A 20,144-nucleotide genomic window follows, 5' to 3' on the forward strand; every position below is an offset into this window, starting at 1 on the left:
CACCCTCTCTGTTGCGTCTATAGCGTTTTCGGGTTTACGCCGGGTTTACACCGAGGCTAGCTCTCCTTGGTGCGCTCAACGTGAACCTGCTCGTGACCGTCCTCATCGGGGGCGGAGTACTGCAGGAACTTCGGGCGCGAAGGCTCAGCCAGGCGCACAGCAGAAGCCTGAGTACGCTGCTTGGACAGGTCCAGGTTGAACAGGTAGGTCACGGTCTCTTCACGGACCGCACCGAGCATCGACTGGTACATGTCGTAGCCTTCACGCTGGTACTCGACCAGCGGGTCACGCTGAGCCATTGCACGCAGACCGATACCTTCCTTGAGGTATTCCATCTCGTACAGGTGCTCGGGCCAGCGCTCACCAATGACGGACAGCATGACGCGGCGTTCAATTTCGCGCATGCTCTCTTCGCCGACGCTCTTTTCACGCTCCTCGTAGATGAGGTGTGCGTCCGCCAAAACTTCCTTCACGATCTGGTCGCGAGTGATCTTGGTGCGGTCGCCGGCGTCCTCTGCCAGGTCGTCCACGGTGATGGAGATGGGGTACACCTGCTTGAGGGCGCTCCAGAGCTCGTCGAAGTCCCAGTCCTCGGCGTGGCCTTCAGAGACGCGGGCGTCAATGATGGTGGTCAGCACCTCGTCCACGAAGCCGGAAATCTGTTCCTTCAGGTCGTCACCGTGCAGGATGCGACCGCGGTCCTTGTAAATCGCTTCACGCTGGCGGTTGAGCACGTCGTCATACTTGAGCACGTTCTTACGCTGCTCAGCGTTACGGCCCTCAACGTTTGCCTGTGCGGTAGCGATAGCGCGGCTAACGATCTTGGAGTCCAGTGCGGAGTCCTCGGGGGCTGCCGCCATGAGGCGGGTCGCCATGCCGGTGTTGAACAGGCGCATCAGTTCGTCGGTCAGCGACAGGTAGAAGCGGGACTCGCCCGGGTCACCCTGGCGGCCGGAACGACCGCGCAGCTGGTTGTCGATACGGCGGGACTCGTGACGCTCAGTGCCGAGCACGTACAGGCCACCGAGCTTGGTGACTTCATCATGCTCTTCTTTAGCGGCGTCTTCGCAGGCCTTCAGAACCTCGGGCCAGCGTGCCTCGTACTCTTCGGAGTTGGTGTTCGGGTCCAGGCCGAGCTCACGCATCTTCTCGACGGCCTCAAATTCGGGGTTACCGCCGAGCATGATGTCGGTACCGCGACCAGCCATGTTGGTTGCCACGGTGACGGCACCCTTACGGCCCGCCTGCGCAACAATAGCAGCCTCACGCTCGTTGTTCTTTGCGTTCAGCACCTCGTGGCGCACGCCTGCCTTCGCCAGCTGGCGAGAAAGGTATTCGGAGTTCTCCACGCTTGCGGTACCCACCAGGATCGGCTGGCCCTTCTCGTGGCGTTCCTTAATGTCCTTGACGACCGCCTTGAACTTGGCAATTTCGTCGCGGTACACCTTATCGGGGTTGTCGATGCGCTGCACACCCTTGTTGGTGGGGATGGGCACCACGCCGAGCTCGTAGGTGTTCATGAACTCTGCCGCTTCGGTTTCCGCGGTACCGGTCATACCGGAGAGCTTGTCGTACATGCGGAAGTAGTTCTGCAGAGTCACGGTCGCCATGGTCTGGTTCTCAGGCTTGATTTCGACGCCTTCCTTCGCCTCAATCGCCTGGTGAATGCCGTCGTTGTAGCGGCGGCCCGGCAGAATACGACCGGTGTGCTCGTCAACAATCAGGACCTCGCCGTCAATGACCACGTAGTCCTTGTTGTTGGTGAACAGCTCCTTCGCCTTGATGGAGTTGTTCAGGAAGCCAATGAGCGGGGTGTTCTTGGATTCGTAGAGGTTCTTCACACCCAGGTGGTCTTCCACCTTATCAATGCCGGATTCGAGGATGCCGACGGTGCGCTTCTTCTCGTCTACTTCGTAGTCTTCACCGCGCTTGAGCAGGGTTGCGGCAATGCGCGCGAACTCTGCATACCAGCGGTTTGCCTCACCGGCTGCGGGGCCGGAAATAATCAGAGGGGTACGCGCCTCATCAATCAGGATGGAGTCCACCTCATCGATAATGGCGAAGTTGTGGCCGCGCTGAACCTGCTCCTCCACGGTCCACGCCATGTTGTCGCGCAGGTAGTCGAAGCCGAACTCGTTGTTCGTACCGTAGGTGATGTCTGCGGCGTACTGCTTACGACGCTCGTCAGGTTCCATGGAGGAGAGAATCACGCCGCACTCCATGCCGAGGAAGCGGAACACACGACCCATGAGGTTCGCCTGGTACTCAGCCAGGTAGTCGTTCACGGTCACAATGTGCACGCCCTTGCCGCTCAACGCGTTCAGGTACGCGGGCAGGGTCGCGACGAGGGTCTTACCCTCACCGGTCTTCATTTCGGCAATGTTGCCCAGGTGCAGCGCTGCACCACCCATGAGCTGCACGTCGTAGTGGCGCTTGCCCAGGGTGCGCTTGGATGCTTCACGGACCACCGCAAAGGCCTCCGGCAGCATAATGTCGAGGGATTCGCCGTCCTTGACGCGCTCGCGGAACTTGTCGGTTTCCGCTCGCAGTTCCTCATCGGTCATCGATGCGAAGCTGTCCTCGAGCGAGTTCACCGCCTTAGTGTACGCTTCGAGCTGTCGCAGAACCCTCTTATCGCCGGTTCGGAGGATTTTCTCCAAGAAAGATGCCACTGAGCTTCTACTCCTTGCTTGTTTCGGTACCCTCACCAAGGGCGCGCGAAAGTGCGCGCGGTGAGGCCTTCCTACATATTGTATGGCAGAGCCGCCTAATTCGCCCGTCCGAGCTATTTTTTACGCTGTACGCCCACGAGGTGACATTTGGTAATGTTGCGCGTCGTTCATCCTCTGGCTGAGGTGGAGGGAGCACCGAATTCTGGGGTCGGGCGCATCCCCGCGCTGAGAATCCGAGCCGAGAACCTCAGCTGTAGAAGGCAGAGAAAAACCCGGGGGCCTGGAGAAACACGGTGTGTATTCCCAGACCGCCCGGGTCTTGAGCCTACTCGCTGAGTACGACCCCTAAAGAGCCTTACGCCTCAGCATCCAGCAGGTACGTTAGTTTTTACTCGTTGTCCAGAGTAATGATGCCGTAGCTCCAGCCCTTACGACGGTATGCCGCAGCCGGTGCGCCGGTCTCGCTGTCAATGTACAGGTAGAAGTCGTGGCCGACCAGTTCCATACGGTCAACAGCTTCTGCGGGAGTCAGACGCTCACCCTTGAAGCTCTTGTGGCGAATCTCGATGGGAGATGCGGCCTCGTCGGCGAGGGTGACCTCGCTGTTGTCGAATGCTGCTTCTTCCACCGGAACATCCGGCAACAGAATCTCGGTAATTGCTTCGGTAACCACAGGAATCGATCCGGTAGCGTCCGCCACGGAGACGGGGTGCTTGCCACCGCGCTTGTGCAGCTTGCGGCGGTCACGTGCACGGCGCAGACGCTCCAGGAGCTTGCCGTAGGTTTCATCGAAGACCGCGAACTTGTCGTGACCCTGGGCTTCGGAACGGAGGACAGGACCAGTACCAACAACGGTAATCTCAACGCGGATGGACTCGCCACCCAGGTGACCGTCCTTGCTGAACTTGACGTCGATGTCCTTCACGTTATCGCCGAGCTGAGCGAACTTCTGAACCTTCTCGCTCACGTACTCTTCCAGGCGTTCGGTGACCTTGATATTGCGGCCGTAGATGTTGACTTCCACGATCATTCCCTCCAGGTTGGGGGCTTATACCGCGTCCGGCTGGACCCGGTACGGGGGTTCGACTCCAATGCCGTTCCCTTGTCTATATTCTAGTACGAAACATGTTTCATATCACTAGATATGACAAATATTTAGCCTAAATAATAGCTATTCGTCCGTCTGCGAACTTTATTCGCCAAAAATCGTGTATCTCTTGCAACTAACTACAAGAAACGCTATGTCTGAGCCTTTTTCGGTACCGCCGCCACAGCACACACGCCCAGCACCCGCGAACCGGATTCCTGTAGCACACGCACCATCTCAGAGGCGGTCGCACCGGTGGTCACCACATCATCACAAATAACGCTCACCCGACCCGTGCACAGGGCAGGCTCCATGACGCGCAAGGCACCGTGCATCCGCTCGGCACGCCCCACAGCGCCCAGGCTCTTCTGCTCGTTCTGCGCACCGGAAATCGCATCAGAAATAATGGAGGCGCCGCTCCCCCGCCGGTTGTGAGGAACGTACCCGATAACGTCCACAGCGCGCACCCGCACCGAGGCAGGCAGACGCTTATTAAGCTGGCGCGCCGCCTCCTGCACCAAAAGATTCGCCGGCGCATAGCCGCGGCGGCGCACGCTCTGAGCAGAGGACGGCGCCGGAATCAGCAGAACCTCAACCGGGACTGAAGAAGCAGACTCCGGCTGAAGCCCCTCCCGGTGAGCCCGAAGAAGCTCATACACGCTACGCGCCAAACCCTCTCCCAACAGGGGCAGCAGGTCGGTACGGCCCGCATTCTTCAACGCCAACAGGGCACGCGGCATGATCCCCTCATAACGGGATGCCGCACGCACCTCGGGAGCAGCCGCGCCATCAAGAGGTTGCAGAGCATATACTCGCTCCACCTTAGCCAACGCCGAACGCAACTGCGGCAAGCAAGCCTCACACAGTGGCGAGCCTGCCCCATAGGCGACCGGCACCGCACAGCACGGGCAAGTACGCGGCATCAGCACCTCCCCCAAAGACCCGCCGGCACTCTTGAGAGCGCCCGCAAGCCCGGTCAGAGACTTGCTCCAGGACCCATTCACGGAATCGTTCAAACCACGCTGTACTGAACTCACCGAAAGCACCCTTTCCTCGCTCGCGCCTACCCGAGGCTAACCGGCGTAACTAATCTCGTGCAGGGTCGTGTCCAGGCGAATCCAGCCGCGCTCCTCCATCAGGTAGCACGAACCGTCAGAACGGTGAGCAATAATATTCGACGTATTATCCGCCGTCGAAATGGTCATCACACCATCCAAACGGTCCAGCTTCGTCTCTTCACCGCTGAGGGAAATCACCTCAGACTCACCATTCTTCACGTTCACCACCACGACGCTCTGGTCGCCAGCCCAACGGGCATTACGCGGAGTCACAGAAGAGCTCAGACGCACCATCTCCGTCAGACGCAGAGGCTTACCGGCATCATCACGCACAATACCGGAAATAATCACAGCCGACGCACCCTCAGTAGAGGCCACAATCGCCATGCGGGCACCATCGTGTGAAACGTTCACGCTCGTAAAGCTCAAATTACGCTGCCAGGACAGACCAATATCAACACCGCGCTCACGCTCGGTTGCATCCTCAGAATCCGGTTTGAAGGCACGAACAATACCCTCACCATCGGCTGCCCACACCCAGCCATACGCATCAAAACTGGGAGCAGTCAGAGCGGTACTCTGCCACACGCGGCGGGCAGTGCCCTGATACACCGTGTACAGGCTCGCGGCATCGTTCGCCAAGCAGGCGTAAACATCCGCCGAATAGCCCATCGCCGGGGAACTCAACTGGGTCACGCCACGCAGAAGCAATTGCTCACCCGCATTGCTCATATAGTCATCGCGCGCCACCATCTGGCCGTTCGAATTAATAGCAACCGTGCGGGCAGGAACACCCGGGTTCAGCTTCACCGCAGAAAAGCCGCTCGGCGCGTTCTCAGGAATCAGAGTGCCGTTATAGAAAACCTCAGTCTTGCCCAGACCCGAGAAGTTCTCCAAGCCGTGCATAATCTGCTCACGCACACGCGCCAAACGGTTATCGTCCAGGTGCTCACCCGAGAGGCGAACCAGCACATCCTGGTTATCGCTCATGTTAGCGGTCTCAAGGCTCATCGACTCATTCAACGCCGAGAACGCAACATCCTTCAAGTAGGATGCAGGACCAATCATGAGGGTACGCACCAGCAGCTCAAAGTAACGGTCCGTATGCGGGAACCAACGAATATCCGGCACAGCATAACGGAACGCACGATCGTAGAAGTACAGGCGGCACGGGCTAAACACGCGCTCAAACTCGGCACCATCCAGCCACAGACCATCCGGGCAGGAGCTAATACGCCACTGGTTATCTTCCATAACCATGGTGAAATCCTGAGTCTCAGTCTGAGCCTCCGGGAAGGTGCTCGTAATACCCTGACTATTCACAGTCGCCGTCTGCTGGAAACGCACATGGTACATCCCCTCGGCAGTTCCGCTATCGTCGCTACGAGGCTGCACCGTATTACGGTACACACGAGTCGTACCCATAGGATTCCAACGGCCTGCAAAAGAAGAACTCAAATACTGGCGCGCCACCGCATAATTCTCAATGCTATCCACACCAGCACGCACGAAGCCCTCAATAATCGCCTCGGGAGTAGCACCCGCCAGCGGACCCGGCGCACGCGCCGGAGAAGTATTAACACTCTTCACTTCCAGACCGCTACTGTGCTGAGTCACTCGATTGTTTGAGGGAAGACCCGCGCAAGAGCTCACGAGCGTCGCCAAAGACACCGCACCCCAAGACAGCACGGCGCGTCGAGAAACAATAGCCCTGTGAGACATGGAGGTCTTAACCTTCCTCTACGAACAAAGACAAACCATCACCTGCTAACGCTGCAGGCCATCGCAGCGCGGTGAAAAGATAACCACAGTGAAATAGCAACACCGTGAAAATATACCTGCATTGATTGTACTGGGTAAACAGTGCAAATACGCAAGGATAAGCGTAAATACAGCCGAGCAACACCAACACATCGATATACGGCAGAAGCGTAAGCCTCTCCCCGCCCGAACCCCTTAGAGCTCGTCCTCAATGTTCACACGAGGAGCAATATTGGGCAGCGTATCCTTCGCAGTCGCCGAACGATGCGAGATTGCCTCAGGCTCACCCGTCACAAGAACCGGCGACTCACCCAAAGGCGCACCATGAATCAGCGGCAGGTTCATCGTGAAGCAGGCACCGCGGCCCTTCTCGCCCCACGCCTCAATCGTGCCACCGTGCAGACGCACATCCTCAGCAGCAATCGATAGGCCCAGACCCGTACCGCCCAGAGTGCGCTTACGAGAAGTATCAGCACGCCAGAAACGGTTGAACACCTGAACGGCTTCGTCCTCAGACAGACCGATACCGTGGTCACGCACCGCAACACCCAGGTTCGTGGCGTTCGCACCCACGTACACGTCAATCGGTCGGGATTCGCCGTGCTCAATCGCGTTGTACAGCAGGTTACGGAGCACACGCTCAATACGTATACGGTCCATATCCACCATGATGCTCTCATGGCTCGTATGCACGTTCAGCTTCGTATGCGTACGTTCCAGATGAGGCAGAGCCTCCTGCAAAATATTCGAGAGAACACGGATGAAGTCTTCCGTGTCAATGGTCAGCATTGCGCTACCAGCATCGAAGCGCGAAATCTCGAGCAGATCAGAAAGCATTGACTGGAAACGGTCCACCTGCTCATGCAGAAGCTCCACGCTACGGACCTGCATCGGGTTCATATTCTCACGCGAATCGTACAGCAGCTCAGTACCCAAACGCACCGTCGACAGCGGAGTGCGCAACTCATGAGAAACGTCAGATACGAAGCGCTGCTGCAAAGTCGACAGGCGCTCCAGCTGAACAATTTTCTCCTGCAGCGAGTCAGCCATCAGGTTGAAGGAATAGCCCAGACGCGCCGCCTGATGCTCACCGTGTACAGACACACGCTGATCCAGGTCGCCAGCAGCCAGCTTCTCCGCCGTAATAGCGGTCTGCGTAATCGGGCGGACCACAAAACGAGTCACAATCCACACCACAGAAAGCACCACAGTAAGCAGTGCACAGAAACCACCAAAAAGAACAAAGTTAATATGCGCAATCGTGGCGGAAGAATCCGTCATATCGTACACAAGGAACAAACCGTAATTAGGGTTCTGAGAAATAGAAATATGTGTACCAACGATAAGCACCGGATAGGTGCGCTCACGATTATTTTCGACAGTAGTCACCGTAGACGTCTGCCAGAAAATACCGTCCTTATCACGAACAGTTTTTTTAAAATCATTCGGAATACTCGAAGAATTCAAAGAATTATTACTGCTCTGCTCAGGAATAAAACCCTGCTTACCTTGACCTTCCAAAGGCACAAGAATCCAATTGCGCTTACCCGAGCTACCCGCGTCCAAGACGGTCAGGGTACGGCTCACATTACGACGAATCTCGCTGTCACTACGGGCTTCAGAGGAGTCCAGCACGCTCTGAACGTTGCGGAAACCACTCTCTGATTCCGCCAACGCCTGGCTCTTCTGATTCTCAAAAAGACTCGATGCAATCTGGCTCGACAAGGACCAACCCACCATCAAGAAGCTCAGGAACATCATGATGCCCGCGGTTCCCAGAGCACGGAACTGCAGAGATTCCTTCCACAGACGCTGAGCGCGCTGCATCAGGTTCCTACGCTGCTTCTGTGCCTTACGCGGCTTGGAAGTGCGGGTACGCGAAGAGGCGGAGGCTACCGCCTCCGCCGTCAAAGCGCCGTGCTCATGGCTCGACTTCGCAACAGACAATCAGGTTATCCCTTCGCCTATGAATAGGTTCCGATTAGCTACCGGAAGATCCCACCAGCTCGGTCGGAATCTTATAGCCAACGCCACGGACCGTCTGGATAAAACGATCCGCACCCAGCTCATCAAACTTAGCGCGCAAACGCTGGACGTGCACGTTTACCAGCGAATCGCTCACATCAGTGTAACCCCAGACCATGTCCAGCAGTTCCTGACGACTCAACGCCTGACCCGGGTGACGAACCAGCGCGGCCAACAGGTCAAACTCCAGAGGAGTCATTGGAACCTCAGTGCTGTGGTACTTGACGGTACGACCGTCCATATCCATGACAATATCGCCAATGGACACCACCAGCTGACGGCTCTCACGCGGACGCAAACGGGTACGAATACGCGCCAACAATTCAGCGTGCTTAAAAGGCTTAGCAATGTAATCATCAGCGCCAGCTTCAAGACCCTTAACAACATCTTCAGTGTCGCTTTTAGCGGTCAACATAATAATCGGCACATTAGAAGAACGGCGAATTTGCTGGCACACTTCAATACCGTTCATGCCAGGAAGCATCAAATCCAAAAGCACCAAATCGGGAGTGGAGCGCATAAAAGTTTCAAAAGCGCGGCTGCCATTTTCGCAGAAAACAGCGTTAAAGCCCTCTTGCGCGAGCACGAGGCCAATCATTTCCGCCAGAGCATCATCGTCATCAACCACCAAAATGGTGTGTGCGTCGCTTGCGCTCACAGTACCTCCCTAAAGAATTGTCGTAAATACTTACATAAAAAAGCTGATTCTCTAATCATACCGCGCACTCAGCCAATGCACGGGCACACTCTGTCACCCGCGCCAGCGAAGCCGTGGCATCCAGCATACTTACCGCGGCTGAAGTCATCCCAGCAGGCACGGAACCGCTCTGAATACGCTCATCAGGCATCAAACCCACCGCACTCAACTGCGTCGGCTCAAGACCAACCTCACGCCACAGGCTGTACAGGCGGCGCACCTGATCAGGAACCCGTGCAGAAGTCACCACCGGCAGCCACAGCTGGGTCTGCGCATCCAGAAGCTGCGCGACGGGCTCCCAGGAACGAGGGTCGCTCAGCGGCGGAACCTGCAGCGTGCCGGGCCCTTTGAGGCGGGCGCGATCAGGATGCAACAGCAAAGCGCAGGGAGCGCCGTCCTCAACACGCATCGCCTTCACAAGAGCCAACGCGTCAAGGGCGGGGCGGGACTGGCTCAGCAGCTTCAGCTCCTGCACAGGCTTGAGCGCGGTGCCATCCACGTCCAGGATGAGCTGCAGATTCAGCTCGGCGAAACGCTCCGAGATACGGCGGTACACCTGCTGATAGTAGTGAGGTTGCAATGCCGGCAGGGAGCGGAAGCCACTCACCGTAGGGATGGCCCCCTCCAGCAGACGCTGAAATTCGGATTCATCCAGCTGCACGGCAATCAGCGCCCGCGGAGCTTGCAGAGCCTCGCGCAGAGAACCCATCCAGCGTTCCAGGCCTTCCAGGAACGACTCCAGCAGGTCACGGCTCGCCCCTGCATCGCTAATGGCACGCTCGCCACCGGGCAGGTAGATACTGGCGGCAAGAGTCAGCGGACCGACCAGCTGAATCTTATACACCGCAGCGGAACCCTCAACATTGGAAGTGAACCTCTTCTTCTGCGCGCCCACACGGTCAGCTAGAAGGTTGATATCGGAGAGCAGACGGTCCTTCGCCAAGGCAGACTCGCGCGCTCCCCTGCCGCCGCTATGCACCATGCGCCAGCCAAACGAGACACCGTCAAAGGCAAGTCCCTCGCACACCGCCAGGGTGCGTGCCAGCGGGGTAGCCCGCCAGCCCAACGCCGGCAGATGCGGCAGGAACGGCAAGTGCGGGGAACCCAGCTCACCTTCTACACGGGACATCGCCTCAGCCAGATCATCGCCGGGAAAATCACCCCGACCGCTAGCGCGCACCAGCGGACGCTCAGTAGCGAGCGCAGCAAGGTCCTGCTCGGTCAGTTCGTCGCCTTCGGGGGCGCGGTACTCACCGGGCAGTAGCAGGCGCTCCGGCACCGGCTCGGTGCGGGCATTCTGGCGGGAGGAAGATTGAGGGGGCATAAACGAGTGAGGTTAAGACAGGTTAGGGAAAAGTGCGGGCGGGTCGATGCTCTGCCGCTGGACGCTCAGCACGATGGATGCTCAGCAGGGATAAGAGCGGGGCTTTTCGGAGAGGCTGAGATCTCGAAGAGGGTGAAATCTTAGAAAGTCTTAGCTTTCAGACTTTTCAGTCTCTTCGTCCTGGTCAGCGTGCTCGTTCGCGATGCGCACGTGGTGGCGAATCACCTCAGAGATGATGAAGTTCAGGAACTTCTCCGCGAATTCCGGGTCCAGGCTGGATTCCTTCGCCATGGCACGCAGGCGAGCAATCTGCGCCTCTTCACGGCCGGGGTCGCCAGCGGGCAGGTTGTGCTTAGCCTTCAGGACGCCCACGCGCTTAGTTGCCTGAAAACGCTCCGCGAGGATGTGCACCAACGCTGCATCGAAGTTATCGATGGAGCGGCGCATGGCGAAGAGCTCCTCGTAAACCTCCGGCGCGACTTCATCGCCCATGGAGGTGGCGTGGGGGTCAAATTCGCAGGAAGTGTGTTCGGCAGTCATCGGTCTCTCCTCAGTCCGGTTGTGGTCTTCTGTGCGTTGCGCTCGAGCAGGCTGTTGCGGCAACAGCTGCGAATAGCGGGGTACGCGGCTATTCTGTGCGGCTAGTCGGCGCTGGTGGAGGCGCCAGCAGACAGGGTTTCTTGAATGTCTTCGCGGTCCAGCGAGTAGGCGCGGGCGATGGTGGACTGGCCCAGTACGCGAGTGCCCTGGTAGAGCACCATGGTCTGTCCCGGTGCCACGCCGGAGAGCGGGTCCAGGAGGCGCACTACGGTTTCCAGGCGCAGCGTGCCTTCTTCTTCAGCTTCGGGGTCGGGTGCCCAGGTCATGTACGCCTTGGCGCGGACCGGGTCAGCGTGCGCGCGCACCTGTGCGGTCACCTCGAACTCTTCGCTACGAGCGCCCAGCTGTGCGGGCTCTTCCAGGAAGCGTGCCGCCTGTTCTACGGGTACGCCCGCCCAGGTGGCGCGGATACCGCGGATTTCGTGCACGGCAAGCAGCTCGCGGGAGCCGACGATAACTTCGTTTTCCTTGGGGCGCACCTCCAGCACGAAGCGGGGCTTGCCGTCGGCGGCGGGGCGGCCCAGTGCCAGGCCCTTGCGCTGGCCTACGGTGTATGCCTGCGCGCCGGGGTGCTCGCCGAGCACCTCGCCGTGGGTGTCTTTGATGAGGCCGGGGCGCATCCTGATGTGGTCGCCCAGCCAGGCGCGGGTATCGCCTTCGGGGATGAAGCAGATGTCGTAGGAGTCCGGCTTCTTTGCTACGGAGAAGCCGCGCTCTGCCGCCTCCGCACGTACCTGCGCCTTGGAGGGGGTGTCCGCCAGGGGGAACCAGGCGTGCTTGAGCTGTTCGTGGGTGAGCACACCGAGCACGTAGGACTGGTCCTTGGCCCAGTCGGCGGCGCGGTGCAGTTCGCGGTTGCCGTCTTCGGTGGTGATGACGCGGGCGTAGTGGCCGGTCACCACGGCGTCGAAGCCGAGTGCGAGGGCGCGTTCGAGGAGCGCGGCGAACTTGATCTTTTCGTTGCAGCGCATGCAGGGGTTGGGGGTTCGTCCGGCTTCGTATTCGGAGATGAAGTCGTCGACGACGTCTTCCTTGAAGCGTTCGGAGAAGTCCCAGACGAAGAAGGGGATGCCCAGCTGGGAGCAGACGCGGCGGGCGTCCATGGAGTCTTCGAGGGTGCAGCAGCCGCGGGAGCCGGTGCGCAGGGTGCCGGGCATGCGGGATAGGGCTAGGTGAACGCCGACTACTTCGTGTCCTGCTTCTACGGCGCGGGCTGCGGCGACTGCGGAGTCAACGCCGCCACTCATAGCTGCAAGAATTTTCACTGCCTATCCTTCTGTTGTGTTGAGCTTCTAGGAACGTTCGGAGCGTGCCCTGTGTGCGGGCGGACTTTTCGTTACTGTAGCTACCCATTGTACGCAGGGGCTCGGCGGGATATTGGGCAGTGCACCCTCAGCCCGCCCTCAGCGAACGCTGATATTGCAAGCTGAGGGCGGTTCGGTACCTTTTTTCTGTCTTTTAGTGCCAGCGGGAGGCGTCCGGCAGCTGCGAGGACAGCCCCGCCTTTGCTGCCTGTTCGTAGGCAGCGGGTAGTGCCGCGATGAGGCGCGCAATATCGGCTCCGGTGGTGGAGTGACCGAGGGTGAAGCGCTGGGCGCTGCGGGCGGTGTCTTCGTCCATTCCCATTGCCATGAGCACGTGGGAGGGGCGGGTCACCCCGGCGTTGCAGGCGGAGCCGGTGGAGCTGCTGATGCCCTGCATATCCAGCAGGAAGAGCAGGGTGTCACCTTCTGCGTTTTCGAAGGTGAAGTGGGCGTTGCCGGGCAGTCGCTTCTGGCCGGGGTATTCTTCGGTGAGCGGGTTTTCGCCGCTCAGGTGCGCCTGAGGGATGAGCGCGCTAATTGCCGCAACGAGTTCGTTGCGTAGCGCGGCGATGCGGGCGGATTCTTTGTCGAGGTGCTGTACCGAGTGCACGGCGGCCTCTGCAAAACCTGCGATGGCGGGTGCGTCGATGGTGCCGGAGCGTACGGAGCGTTCCTGGCCGCCTCCGTGGAGGACGGGGGTCATCTGCACGGCACGGGTTGCAACCAGCGCGCCGATGCCCATGGGACCACCGATTTTGTGGCCGGAGATTGCGAGGGTCGCTACCCCGCTGGCGTGGAAGTCAATGGGGATTGCGCCGAATGCCTGCACCGCGTCCGAGTGCACGGGAATACCGTATTCGGCGGCGATAGCGGCGATCTCGGGGATGGGCTGTACGGTACCGACCTCATTGTTCGCCCACATGACGGTCACGAGCGCGACGTCTTCGGGGTTCTTTTCGATGAGTTCGCGGACGGTTTGCGGGTTGACGCTACCGTGCTCGTCTACGGGGATCCATTCGAGCTGCGCGCCCTCTGCCTTTTCGAGCCATTCGCAGGTTTCTTCCACGGCGTGGTGCTCGATGGAGGAGACGAGAATTCGGGTGCGCTGCGGGTCTTCTTCGCGGCGCTTCCAGTAGATGCCCTTGACCGCGAGGTTGTCCGCCTCGGTGCCGCCGGAGGTGAAAATAACTTCGGCGGGGTCGGCTCCGACGGCGCGGGCGATGCGTTCGCGGGCGTATTCGACGGTGGCGCGGGCGTCGCGGCCTACGGCGTGCAGGGAGGAGGGGTTGCCACCGTTGCGCATCTGTTCGACCATAGCGTCGATGGCGGCGGGCAGTACGTCGGTGGTGGCGGCATGGTCGAGGTAGACGCGGCCGTTCTGACGGTTGGTTTCTGCGCTCATGGTTCCTCCTGCTGGGTTGTCGGCAGTTTTTCGCCTCACTTATTTTATCGCGCTCTATCCGCACTCTTCTAGGTGTGTTCATCTGCGGCTGGGTCGGCGAGCGCTACTCCCCCGGGACGCTCAATGCTGGTCGGGGGCTGTTCCGGGCTGGTCGGGGGCTGCGCGGTACACTTAGGAACGTGTTCAAGATTCTTTTCTATACCCCTGAGATTCCGGGCAATACCGGCAATGCTATCCGTTTGGCGGCGATTACTGGCGCTGAGTTGCACCTGGTGAAACCGCTGGGCTTTAACTTTGATGATGCGCATCTGCGCCGCGCGGGTCTGGACTATCACGACCTGGCGGTGGTGACGGTGCATGAGACCCTTGAGGATGCGTGGGAGGCTCTGGCTCCGGAGCGTGTTTTTGCGTTCACGACGACTGCTTCGACCTCGTATGCGGATATTGAGTACCGTCCCGGTGATGTGTTCATGTTCGGTCCGGAGTCGGTGGGTCTGCCCGCTGAGGTTCAGCAGGATCCGCATGTGAGCGAGCGTGTGAAGATTCCGATGAAGCCGGGTCGCCGTTCGCTGAACCTGGCTAATTCTGCGTCCATTGCAATTTTTGAGGCGTGGCGTCAGAACGGTTTTGATGGAGGCGCCATCTAGCATGGCTACAGCACACCATAATCTGCCGGGGCCTCTGATTCAGCAGATTCTGGAGACGCGCCCTCCCCTGGCTGGGCAGATTCGTTTGGATTCGCAGAATAGGGAGTTCACGGAGCAGGGTTGGGAGCCGGTTTATTCGGCGTCACCTCATGCTCGTATTGTGGTGATTGGTCAGGCACCTGGGCGTGCCGCGCAGGAGAGCCGTATCCCGTGGAATGACCCGAGCGGCGTGAAGCTGCGCGAGTGGATGGGCGTGACGGCTGAGCAGTTCTACGACCCCGACCTGATTTCGCTGTTGCCGATGGATTTCTATTACCCGGGTAAGGGCGCGCACGGCGATAACCCGCCGCGTAAGGATTTCGCGCCGAAGTGGCATCCGCAGCTTCTGGAGCTCATGCCGAACGTTCAGCTAATTCTGCTGGTGGGGGCATACTCTCAGAAGCACTACCTGGATGGTATGCACGCCCCTAAGGCGCAGAAGAACCTGACGGAGACGGTTCGTGCGTGGGAGTCTTATCTTCCTAAGTTTCTGCCGCTGGTGCATCCTTCGCCGCTGAATTTTAGGTGGCAGGCGAAGAACCCGTGGTTCGAGCAGGAGGTTATCCCGGCTTTGCAGAAGCGCGTGGGCGAGGTTCTCGAGGGCCTCTAACCTGCCCCTATCTGCAACACCAATACAGTTTGCTGTACTAACGAAAGAAGCTCCCACCCCGCGTATGGGGTGGGAGCTTTCTTTCGTTACACCATGTGGCACTCTTTTGAAGTTAGAGTTACTGAACGGTAGAGCCGGCTGAGCGGGTGTTTCCCAACCGCGTTTCTACCTGTTCAGAGGCAGAGTGCGTTTTACTTCTGGCTGTCGGCGTCGCCCAGGGTCACGGTGATGTCATGGGTGGAGGAGCCGCGCTTAATCTTCAGCTTCAGATCAGAGCCTGCTGCCGCGGCACGCACGGTACCGTTAAGCTCGTCGCTCTTGGTCACGGCGTGACCGTCGGCTTCAATCACGACGTCGCCGGATCGCAGGCCTGCTTTCGCGGCGGGGCTGTTAGATTCTACCGAGGCAATTTCAACGCCACCGGGGATGAGCTTGGACGAGCCCGAGCCGGTGTCCGCGGGGCTGTTCTTCACGCTCGCGCCCAGGTAGCCGTGGGTTGCCTTACCCTTGGCGATGATCTCGGAGGAGATGCGCTTGGCGTAGTTGGAGGTAATGGAGAACGCCATACCGTCGGCGGTGCCGCCATCCTGGCTTGCCTGGCCCTGCGCGTTAATGCCGACCAGTTCGCCCTTGAGGTTCACCAGCGGGCCACCGGAGTTACCGTGGTTGATGGGAGCGTCAACCTGAACCATGGGGATGTAGTTCTGGCCCTTCGCATCGGCAGGCTGCACGCGGTTTGCGTTCGAGACCACGCCGGAGGTTACCGATTCGCTACGACGATACGGCGCGCCGAGGGCAACCACTACCTCGCCGGAGACCAGCTTGGAGGAGTCACCCCAGGTGATGGGCTGCAGGTCCAGGCCGGAGGGGTTAATCTTCAGGACCGCCAGGTCAGCGGCAGAGTCCAGGCCCACCACGGTTGCGGTGCGTACGGTGCCGTCGCTCAGGCGCACCTCAATGGTGGATGCTTCTCTGGAAGATTCGAGGGTAACCACGTGGTGGTTGGTGAGGATGTGGCCTTCCTTGTCGAGGATAACGCCACTACCGCCGCCGGAGGAGGAGCCGTTCGAAGCAACGATGGTCACGGTAGAGGGCAGGACCTTCTTCGCGGTTTCTGCTACGCCTGCCACGGTGGAGGAGTTGCTGATATTGGAGCTGACGGAGCCGCGCGAGGAAGCGCTGGAGGAGCTGTTGTTCGATGCTGCGATGCCGCCTCCGACGCCCGCGCCAACGCCGCCGCCAACGAGGGCTGCGAGCAGAGCTGCGGTGAGCACAACACCGGCACCGTAACGCTTGTTGTTATCGGTGTTCTGAGGTGCAGACTGTGCCGAAGCGACCTGAGCAGCCGCCGCCTGGGGGTAGGTGTATCCGGGAGAGGCGTATGCCTGCGGGTATGCGTTCTGACCCTGCTGCTGGTTTGCGGGCTGGTAGCTTGCCTGTCCGTTCACGTTCTGCAGGGGACGGGTTGCATCCGTGACGCCGTCATTGCCGCCGTAAGACCATCCGTTGTTCTGAGTCATAAGTTCTCCTAGAGTCGCGCGTGTGCCTCACCCTGGGCGCACGCTATCTTTCTACTGTAGAGGGTGTTTTATGGCGTTCTATATTTTTTTGCTGTTGGTTATCGGGGAGTTCCCTGGGAATTTTCCTCACACCCTTTCATCGGCAGCTGATTCGCGGGTCTGAGATACCCGGAGATTTGCCCGACGGCTAGTTTGTTTTGGGGCTTTGTTCGCTACTCGCTCTCATGTTTCTCTTTTAAAGCGCCCAGTTTTTCTCCACGGTTTACACAGCATGATGCTTCTTGGTACACAGCTTGAACACAGGGTCAGTCCGTAATGTTGAAGGCACATAGAGCCGAGAACAAAGGCAAAGGACAAAGGCAAAGGAGAAACCCATGATGATCGGAACCCTGATTTTCTGTGCGGTCTTGGCAAGCTCCATCGGTATTGGTGCGGGTATTGTGGCGTGTTGCTCGGGAATGGTGTACCGCCGTCATCGTGCGGAAAAGGCCTCCGAGTTGGCTCAGCAGATGGCTACCCAGGCGCTGACCGCCGGTAGGTAGCGTATAGAGTTTGATAGTTTTCCGGGGCGGGAGATGAGAGCCCTGCACCGGGAGGGGCGAGAATCCCCAGTATGTCCCGAAGGGTCGGTGTGAGGACCGGCCCGGGTGTGATAATGAGTTGAGTGATGATCGATGCGGCGTGAGCCCCTACATGAGGGCGCACGCCGCATCGTCCTTTAATTGTGAGGCGGATGCGGGAAGCACTGGCGGAGAGCACCCGGTACCCCGGCTACTTCCCTTTTAGTATGCGGTAAGGCAACGGCGTTGCGAGCACCCGGGATTTAGCTGGGTTATGGTGAAGTCATGAGGATTATTTCTGCTGTTTTCGCTCTTCTTGGCACGCTGCCGACCCTACCGGCGGTGGCATCTTCGCTGGACGGCGCAACCCGCCTGTACGCGCTACTTTTGTTTGTACTGATCTGCGCGGTGGTGGCGTTGTTTGCGTCGTTGAGCCCGTCGCGCCGTCGTGCGCGTGAGATTAGACGGCAGGTATTGCAACAGCAGCAGCAACAGCAGAACCAGGCGATGAATCAGCAGGTTCCCCCTCACCAGGCACCCAATCAGCAAGTACAGGGCGCGGTGAGCTACCCGATGCACTACCAGCCGAAGCCGGCACAGCCGGGTAATGGTGCTCAACAGGCGCAGCCGGGTAATAGTGCTCAGCCGGGTCATAGTACTCAGCAGAGTCAGCAGGCTCAGGCGCCTTCGCCTCACACTGCCTCGCCTCACACTGCCTCACCTCAGCCTCCTCAGCCGGTGGCTGCACCTTCGCCGTTGGAGCCGATGCAGGCCGGTGGTATCTCCGGTTCTTCGATACAGACCCATTCGACGCAAAACCATTCAGCAGAAAGCCATTCAGCAGAAAGCCAGGTGCAGCAGAGCATGACCCAGAACACCCCGGCGCAGCCTGAAGAGCGCCCGCAGCAGGAGGCCGCCCAGCAGGCTCCCAAGAGTAACCCGGCACAGAGTAACCCGGCGCCCTCCGACCATTTCTCTTTGAGCACCAACTTCAAGCTCATTCCCCCTCTAGAGAACGCGCAGCGTAGCCGCTACCCCATGGTGCTTTCTGTCAGTAAATCTGAGGATGAAGTCTTTGCGCTGCCGTCGATTAGCGGTGTGCCGCAGCATCTGCTGGTGGGCACGCAGGAGAATCATGTTCCGCTGAACCAGCGTCAGCGCTGGGAACAGGTCAGCATCCTGGAGAACTACCTCATGCGTGCGGTCATGAACCTGCAGACGCTCGAGCGTGCACAGGTGTCCCCGCTTCACAGTTTCAAGGAGACTGCCCAGGCTGACCGCACGGTACTTGCCGCCGAGCTGGAAGAAACCATCCGGGTATCTCGGCTGAAGCTGAGCGGGGCGCTGGAGTTTTATACGTCCCTGCCCCGTCTGGCGGAGGCCCCGGGCTCTTTCGCTTTTGCCCGTGATCACGCGCTCTCTTTGAGCGCCGCCGTCATTAGCCTGACCGAGGAGTGCTTTGAGCGTACCTTCCGTTGGCGCCTGCTGGAGGATACTCTCCCAGATTCTTTGAGCGACCGTCTCTACGCGGTGCGTTATCTGCGTGAGAGCGCCCAGAAGCTGGCGGCTTTTGTGGAGCTGAGCGAATATGACCGCGCTATGCAGCTTGCCGAGACCTGGAAGAAGACTGCCCGTAAGGATTCGAAGATCGATGAGGCCAAGGTCTGGAATGAGATGACCGAAGTCGCCTTTGACGTTCTGCCCGAGTTGCGAGAGCGGGCGTTGAAGGGCGTGCAGTCCACGCTGGAGTTTAGCGAGCTTTTCTACCGCACTGGCGAGGACGGTGTGCACCGTATGCTCCGTCCGGAACAGCTGAGCGAGTTTGAGCTCAAGGGCGTGCAGTCCACGCTGGAAGAGCGCCTGGAGAAGGTGCGTCTTGAGCTTCAGGATGCGGAGTTCTGCGCCGCGGTCTTGGGCCTGCAGACGAACGCCGTCATTGAGTTCCTGGAGGAGCTTCTGCAGGTTGAGCGGGACGGCGTTCTGACCGAGATTGTGACCGATTTGCGGGCGCTTGCTCATGACTCGCCCAACCTTGCCGAGCAGCCTATCCAGACGTCGATGTTCAGCCGCGAACAGTACGCCCCGGATGGGGAGGACCTACCGACCATTGGCGAGCGCATCCGTTCTCTCTCGAGTGTTCCCGAGGTTCTGGCGTTCGTGCACTACGAGGGACCGGTGCTTCTGGTGGGCGTCTCGGATCCGTATAAGGCGTTTTCCGGGGAAGGCTCCTTCGAGGGTCTGCTTTCGGAGGAGAAGAGATTATCTTCCATGCCGCTGTCGGTGTTGCGCACCCATTCGCGGCTTCTGCAGCAGGTGCTTCGTCTGCAGAATCTGCGTTTGAAGCTGGTGTGGGTGAGCAGCTGTAGCGGCTACATGCCTTTGAGCCTGGTTGAACGGTATTTCGTCGGCCCCTCTGCCGCTGATGAGGATTTGAAGGAGCTGACCGAAAATATTGAGGCGCTCGCTGAGCTTCTGGATGCCCATTCTAATTCCCAGGTGTATAAGGGCCGTGGTGTGCCGACTACGCCCTTTTTGTGGTCACAGATGCGAAAGCAGGCAGAACGCAGTTCTAGGCTGCTGAATACTGTGCAGTTCTTGGGTTGGATGTTCGCCTCGTCTTCGCGGGTTCAGGTGGTGAACGGCGTGGCGCAGAGTATCCACGATGTTGATGCCGCGGAGGTAGTGGAGCACCTGATGAGCAATCTGAAGATTGCCCGTCGGCGCTAACTAACTGAATAGCCGGTGGGCCGGGGTCTGGCGTGAGGCTAGACCCCGGCTCTCCTATATTCCGGCTTTCCTGTATAAAGCCTGGGAAGTCGGTAAACGGGTGGCAAACAG

Annotated in this window: 15 protein-coding genes; 4 read left to right on the plus strand and 11 right to left on the minus strand. The window is 59.2% G+C overall.

Annotated features, from left to right (window positions below):
* Window positions 1–56: 56 nt before the first annotated feature.
* The 10 genes from secA to HMPREF2749_RS07320 all read right to left on the minus strand — a co-directional run bounded on the left by secA (window position 57) and on the right by HMPREF2749_RS07320 (window position 13,930).
* On the minus strand, window positions 57–2,672 hold the full coding sequence (secA, locus tag HMPREF2749_RS07275; protein WP_049342199.1) for a preprotein translocase subunit SecA: 2,616 nt from the start codon (window positions 2,670–2,672) through the stop codon (window positions 57–59).
* A gap of 388 nt (window positions 2,673–3,060) precedes the next feature.
* Entirely contained in the window at window positions 3,061–3,702 is a 642-nt protein-coding gene (gene hpf, locus HMPREF2749_RS07280) for a ribosome hibernation-promoting factor, HPF/YfiA family (protein ID WP_239665130.1), read from the minus strand.
* 209 nt (window positions 3,703–3,911) lie between these two features.
* On the minus strand, window positions 3,912–4,796 hold the full coding sequence (locus HMPREF2749_RS07285; protein WP_239668313.1) for a ComF family protein: 885 nt from the start codon (window positions 4,794–4,796) through the stop codon (window positions 3,912–3,914).
* A gap of 36 nt (window positions 4,797–4,832) precedes the next feature.
* Window positions 4,833–6,539 (minus strand): LpqB family beta-propeller domain-containing protein, encoded by a 1,707-nt coding sequence (locus HMPREF2749_RS07290; RefSeq protein ID WP_049356525.1) that lies wholly within the window; start codon window positions 6,537–6,539, stop codon window positions 4,833–4,835.
* A 234-nt stretch (window positions 6,540–6,773) separates the two neighbouring features.
* The gene (gene mtrB, locus HMPREF2749_RS07295) at window positions 6,774–8,525 is read right to left on the minus strand and encodes an MtrAB system histidine kinase MtrB (RefSeq protein WP_049342201.1); all 1,752 of its coding nucleotides are present in this window, start codon (window positions 8,523–8,525) and stop codon (window positions 6,774–6,776) included.
* A 34-nt stretch (window positions 8,526–8,559) separates the two neighbouring features.
* Complete coding sequence (gene mtrA / locus HMPREF2749_RS07300) at window positions 8,560–9,261, minus strand: MtrAB system response regulator MtrA (protein WP_005505360.1); 702 nt, start codon at window positions 9,259–9,261, stop codon at window positions 8,560–8,562.
* A 55-nt stretch (window positions 9,262–9,316) separates the two neighbouring features.
* A complete protein-coding gene (locus tag HMPREF2749_RS07305) occupies window positions 9,317–10,624 on the minus strand; it encodes a uroporphyrinogen decarboxylase/cobalamine-independent methonine synthase family protein (protein WP_070593928.1) in 1,308 nt (435 codons plus the stop codon).
* A 150-nt stretch (window positions 10,625–10,774) separates the two neighbouring features.
* A complete protein-coding gene (locus HMPREF2749_RS07310) occupies window positions 10,775–11,164 on the minus strand; it encodes a chorismate mutase (protein ID WP_049342203.1) in 390 nt (129 codons plus the stop codon).
* Between the two features lie 101 nt (window positions 11,165–11,265).
* On the minus strand, window positions 11,266–12,489 hold the full coding sequence (gene mnmA, locus HMPREF2749_RS07315) for a tRNA 2-thiouridine(34) synthase MnmA (protein ID WP_070507583.1): 1,224 nt from the start codon (window positions 12,487–12,489) through the stop codon (window positions 11,266–11,268).
* 193 nt (window positions 12,490–12,682) lie between these two features.
* Window positions 12,683–13,930, minus strand: a complete 1,248-nt coding sequence (locus tag HMPREF2749_RS07320; RefSeq protein ID WP_049349464.1) for a cysteine desulfurase family protein — start codon at window positions 13,928–13,930, stop codon at window positions 12,683–12,685.
* A 179-nt stretch (window positions 13,931–14,109) separates the two neighbouring features.
* Here HMPREF2749_RS07320 and HMPREF2749_RS07325 point away from each other — a divergent pair, with 179 nt between their 5' ends.
* Together HMPREF2749_RS07325 and HMPREF2749_RS07330 are read left to right on the plus strand one after the other, a co-directional pair.
* Entirely contained in the window at window positions 14,110–14,577 is a 468-nt protein-coding gene (locus HMPREF2749_RS07325) for a tRNA (cytidine(34)-2'-O)-methyltransferase (protein WP_070593930.1), read from the plus strand.
* A gap of 1 nt (window position 14,578) precedes the next feature.
* Window positions 14,579–15,226, plus strand: coding sequence for a uracil-DNA glycosylase family protein (locus HMPREF2749_RS07330; RefSeq protein ID WP_049349459.1), 648 nt, complete (start codon window positions 14,579–14,581; stop codon window positions 15,224–15,226).
* Window positions 15,227–15,417: 191 nt separating this feature from the next.
* Here HMPREF2749_RS07330 and HMPREF2749_RS07335 read toward each other — a convergent pair whose 3' ends face one another.
* Window positions 15,418–16,746 carry a S1C family serine protease gene (locus HMPREF2749_RS07335; RefSeq protein ID WP_049349457.1) on the minus strand — a complete coding sequence of 443 codons (1,329 nt, stop codon included), beginning with the start codon at window positions 16,744–16,746 and terminating at the stop codon, window positions 15,418–15,420.
* A gap of 374 nt (window positions 16,747–17,120) precedes the next feature.
* Between HMPREF2749_RS07335 and HMPREF2749_RS09305 the strand changes: the two genes are divergently transcribed.
* Together HMPREF2749_RS09305 and HMPREF2749_RS07340 are read left to right on the plus strand one after the other, a co-directional pair.
* Window positions 17,121–17,288, plus strand: a complete 168-nt coding sequence (locus HMPREF2749_RS09305; protein ID WP_168162430.1) for a hypothetical protein — start codon at window positions 17,121–17,123, stop codon at window positions 17,286–17,288.
* Window positions 17,289–17,591: 303 nt separating this feature from the next.
* Window positions 17,592–20,033 (plus strand): non-ribosomal peptide synthetase subunit, encoded by a 2,442-nt coding sequence (locus HMPREF2749_RS07340; RefSeq protein ID WP_070593932.1) that lies wholly within the window; start codon window positions 17,592–17,594, stop codon window positions 20,031–20,033.
* The last annotated feature ends 111 nt before the right edge of the window (window positions 20,034–20,144 follow it).

Source organism: Rothia sp. HMSC075F09 (genome assembly GCF_001810515.1).
In the GTDB taxonomy this organism is placed as follows: Bacteria; Actinomycetota; Actinomycetes; order Actinomycetales; family Micrococcaceae; genus Rothia.

Coding starts and splice junctions, on each gene's coding strand:
- hpf (WP_239665130.1), bottom strand. CDS start 3,702: ATGATCGTGGAAGTCAACATCTACGGCCGCAATATCAAGGTCACCGAA.
- HMPREF2749_RS07290 (WP_049356525.1), bottom strand. CDS start 6,539: ATGTCTCACAGGGCTATTGTTTCTCGACGCGCCGTGCTGTCTTGGGGT.
- HMPREF2749_RS07305 (WP_070593928.1), bottom strand. CDS start 10,624: ATGCCCCCTCAATCTTCCTCCCGCCAGAATGCCCGCACCGAGCCGGTG.
- HMPREF2749_RS07310 (WP_049342203.1), bottom strand. CDS start 11,164: ATGACTGCCGAACACACTTCCTGCGAATTTGACCCCCACGCCACCTCC.
- HMPREF2749_RS07320 (WP_049349464.1), bottom strand. CDS start 13,930: ATGAGCGCAGAAACCAACCGTCAGAACGGCCGCGTCTACCTCGACCAT.
- HMPREF2749_RS07330 (WP_049349459.1), top strand. CDS start 14,579: ATGGCTACAGCACACCATAATCTGCCGGGGCCTCTGATTCAGCAGATT.
- HMPREF2749_RS07335 (WP_049349457.1), bottom strand. CDS start 16,746: ATGACTCAGAACAACGGATGGTCTTACGGCGGCAATGACGGCGTCACG.
- HMPREF2749_RS09305 (WP_168162430.1), top strand. CDS start 17,121: ATGATGATCGGAACCCTGATTTTCTGTGCGGTCTTGGCAAGCTCCATC.
- HMPREF2749_RS07340 (WP_070593932.1), top strand. CDS start 17,592: ATGAGGATTATTTCTGCTGTTTTCGCTCTTCTTGGCACGCTGCCGACC.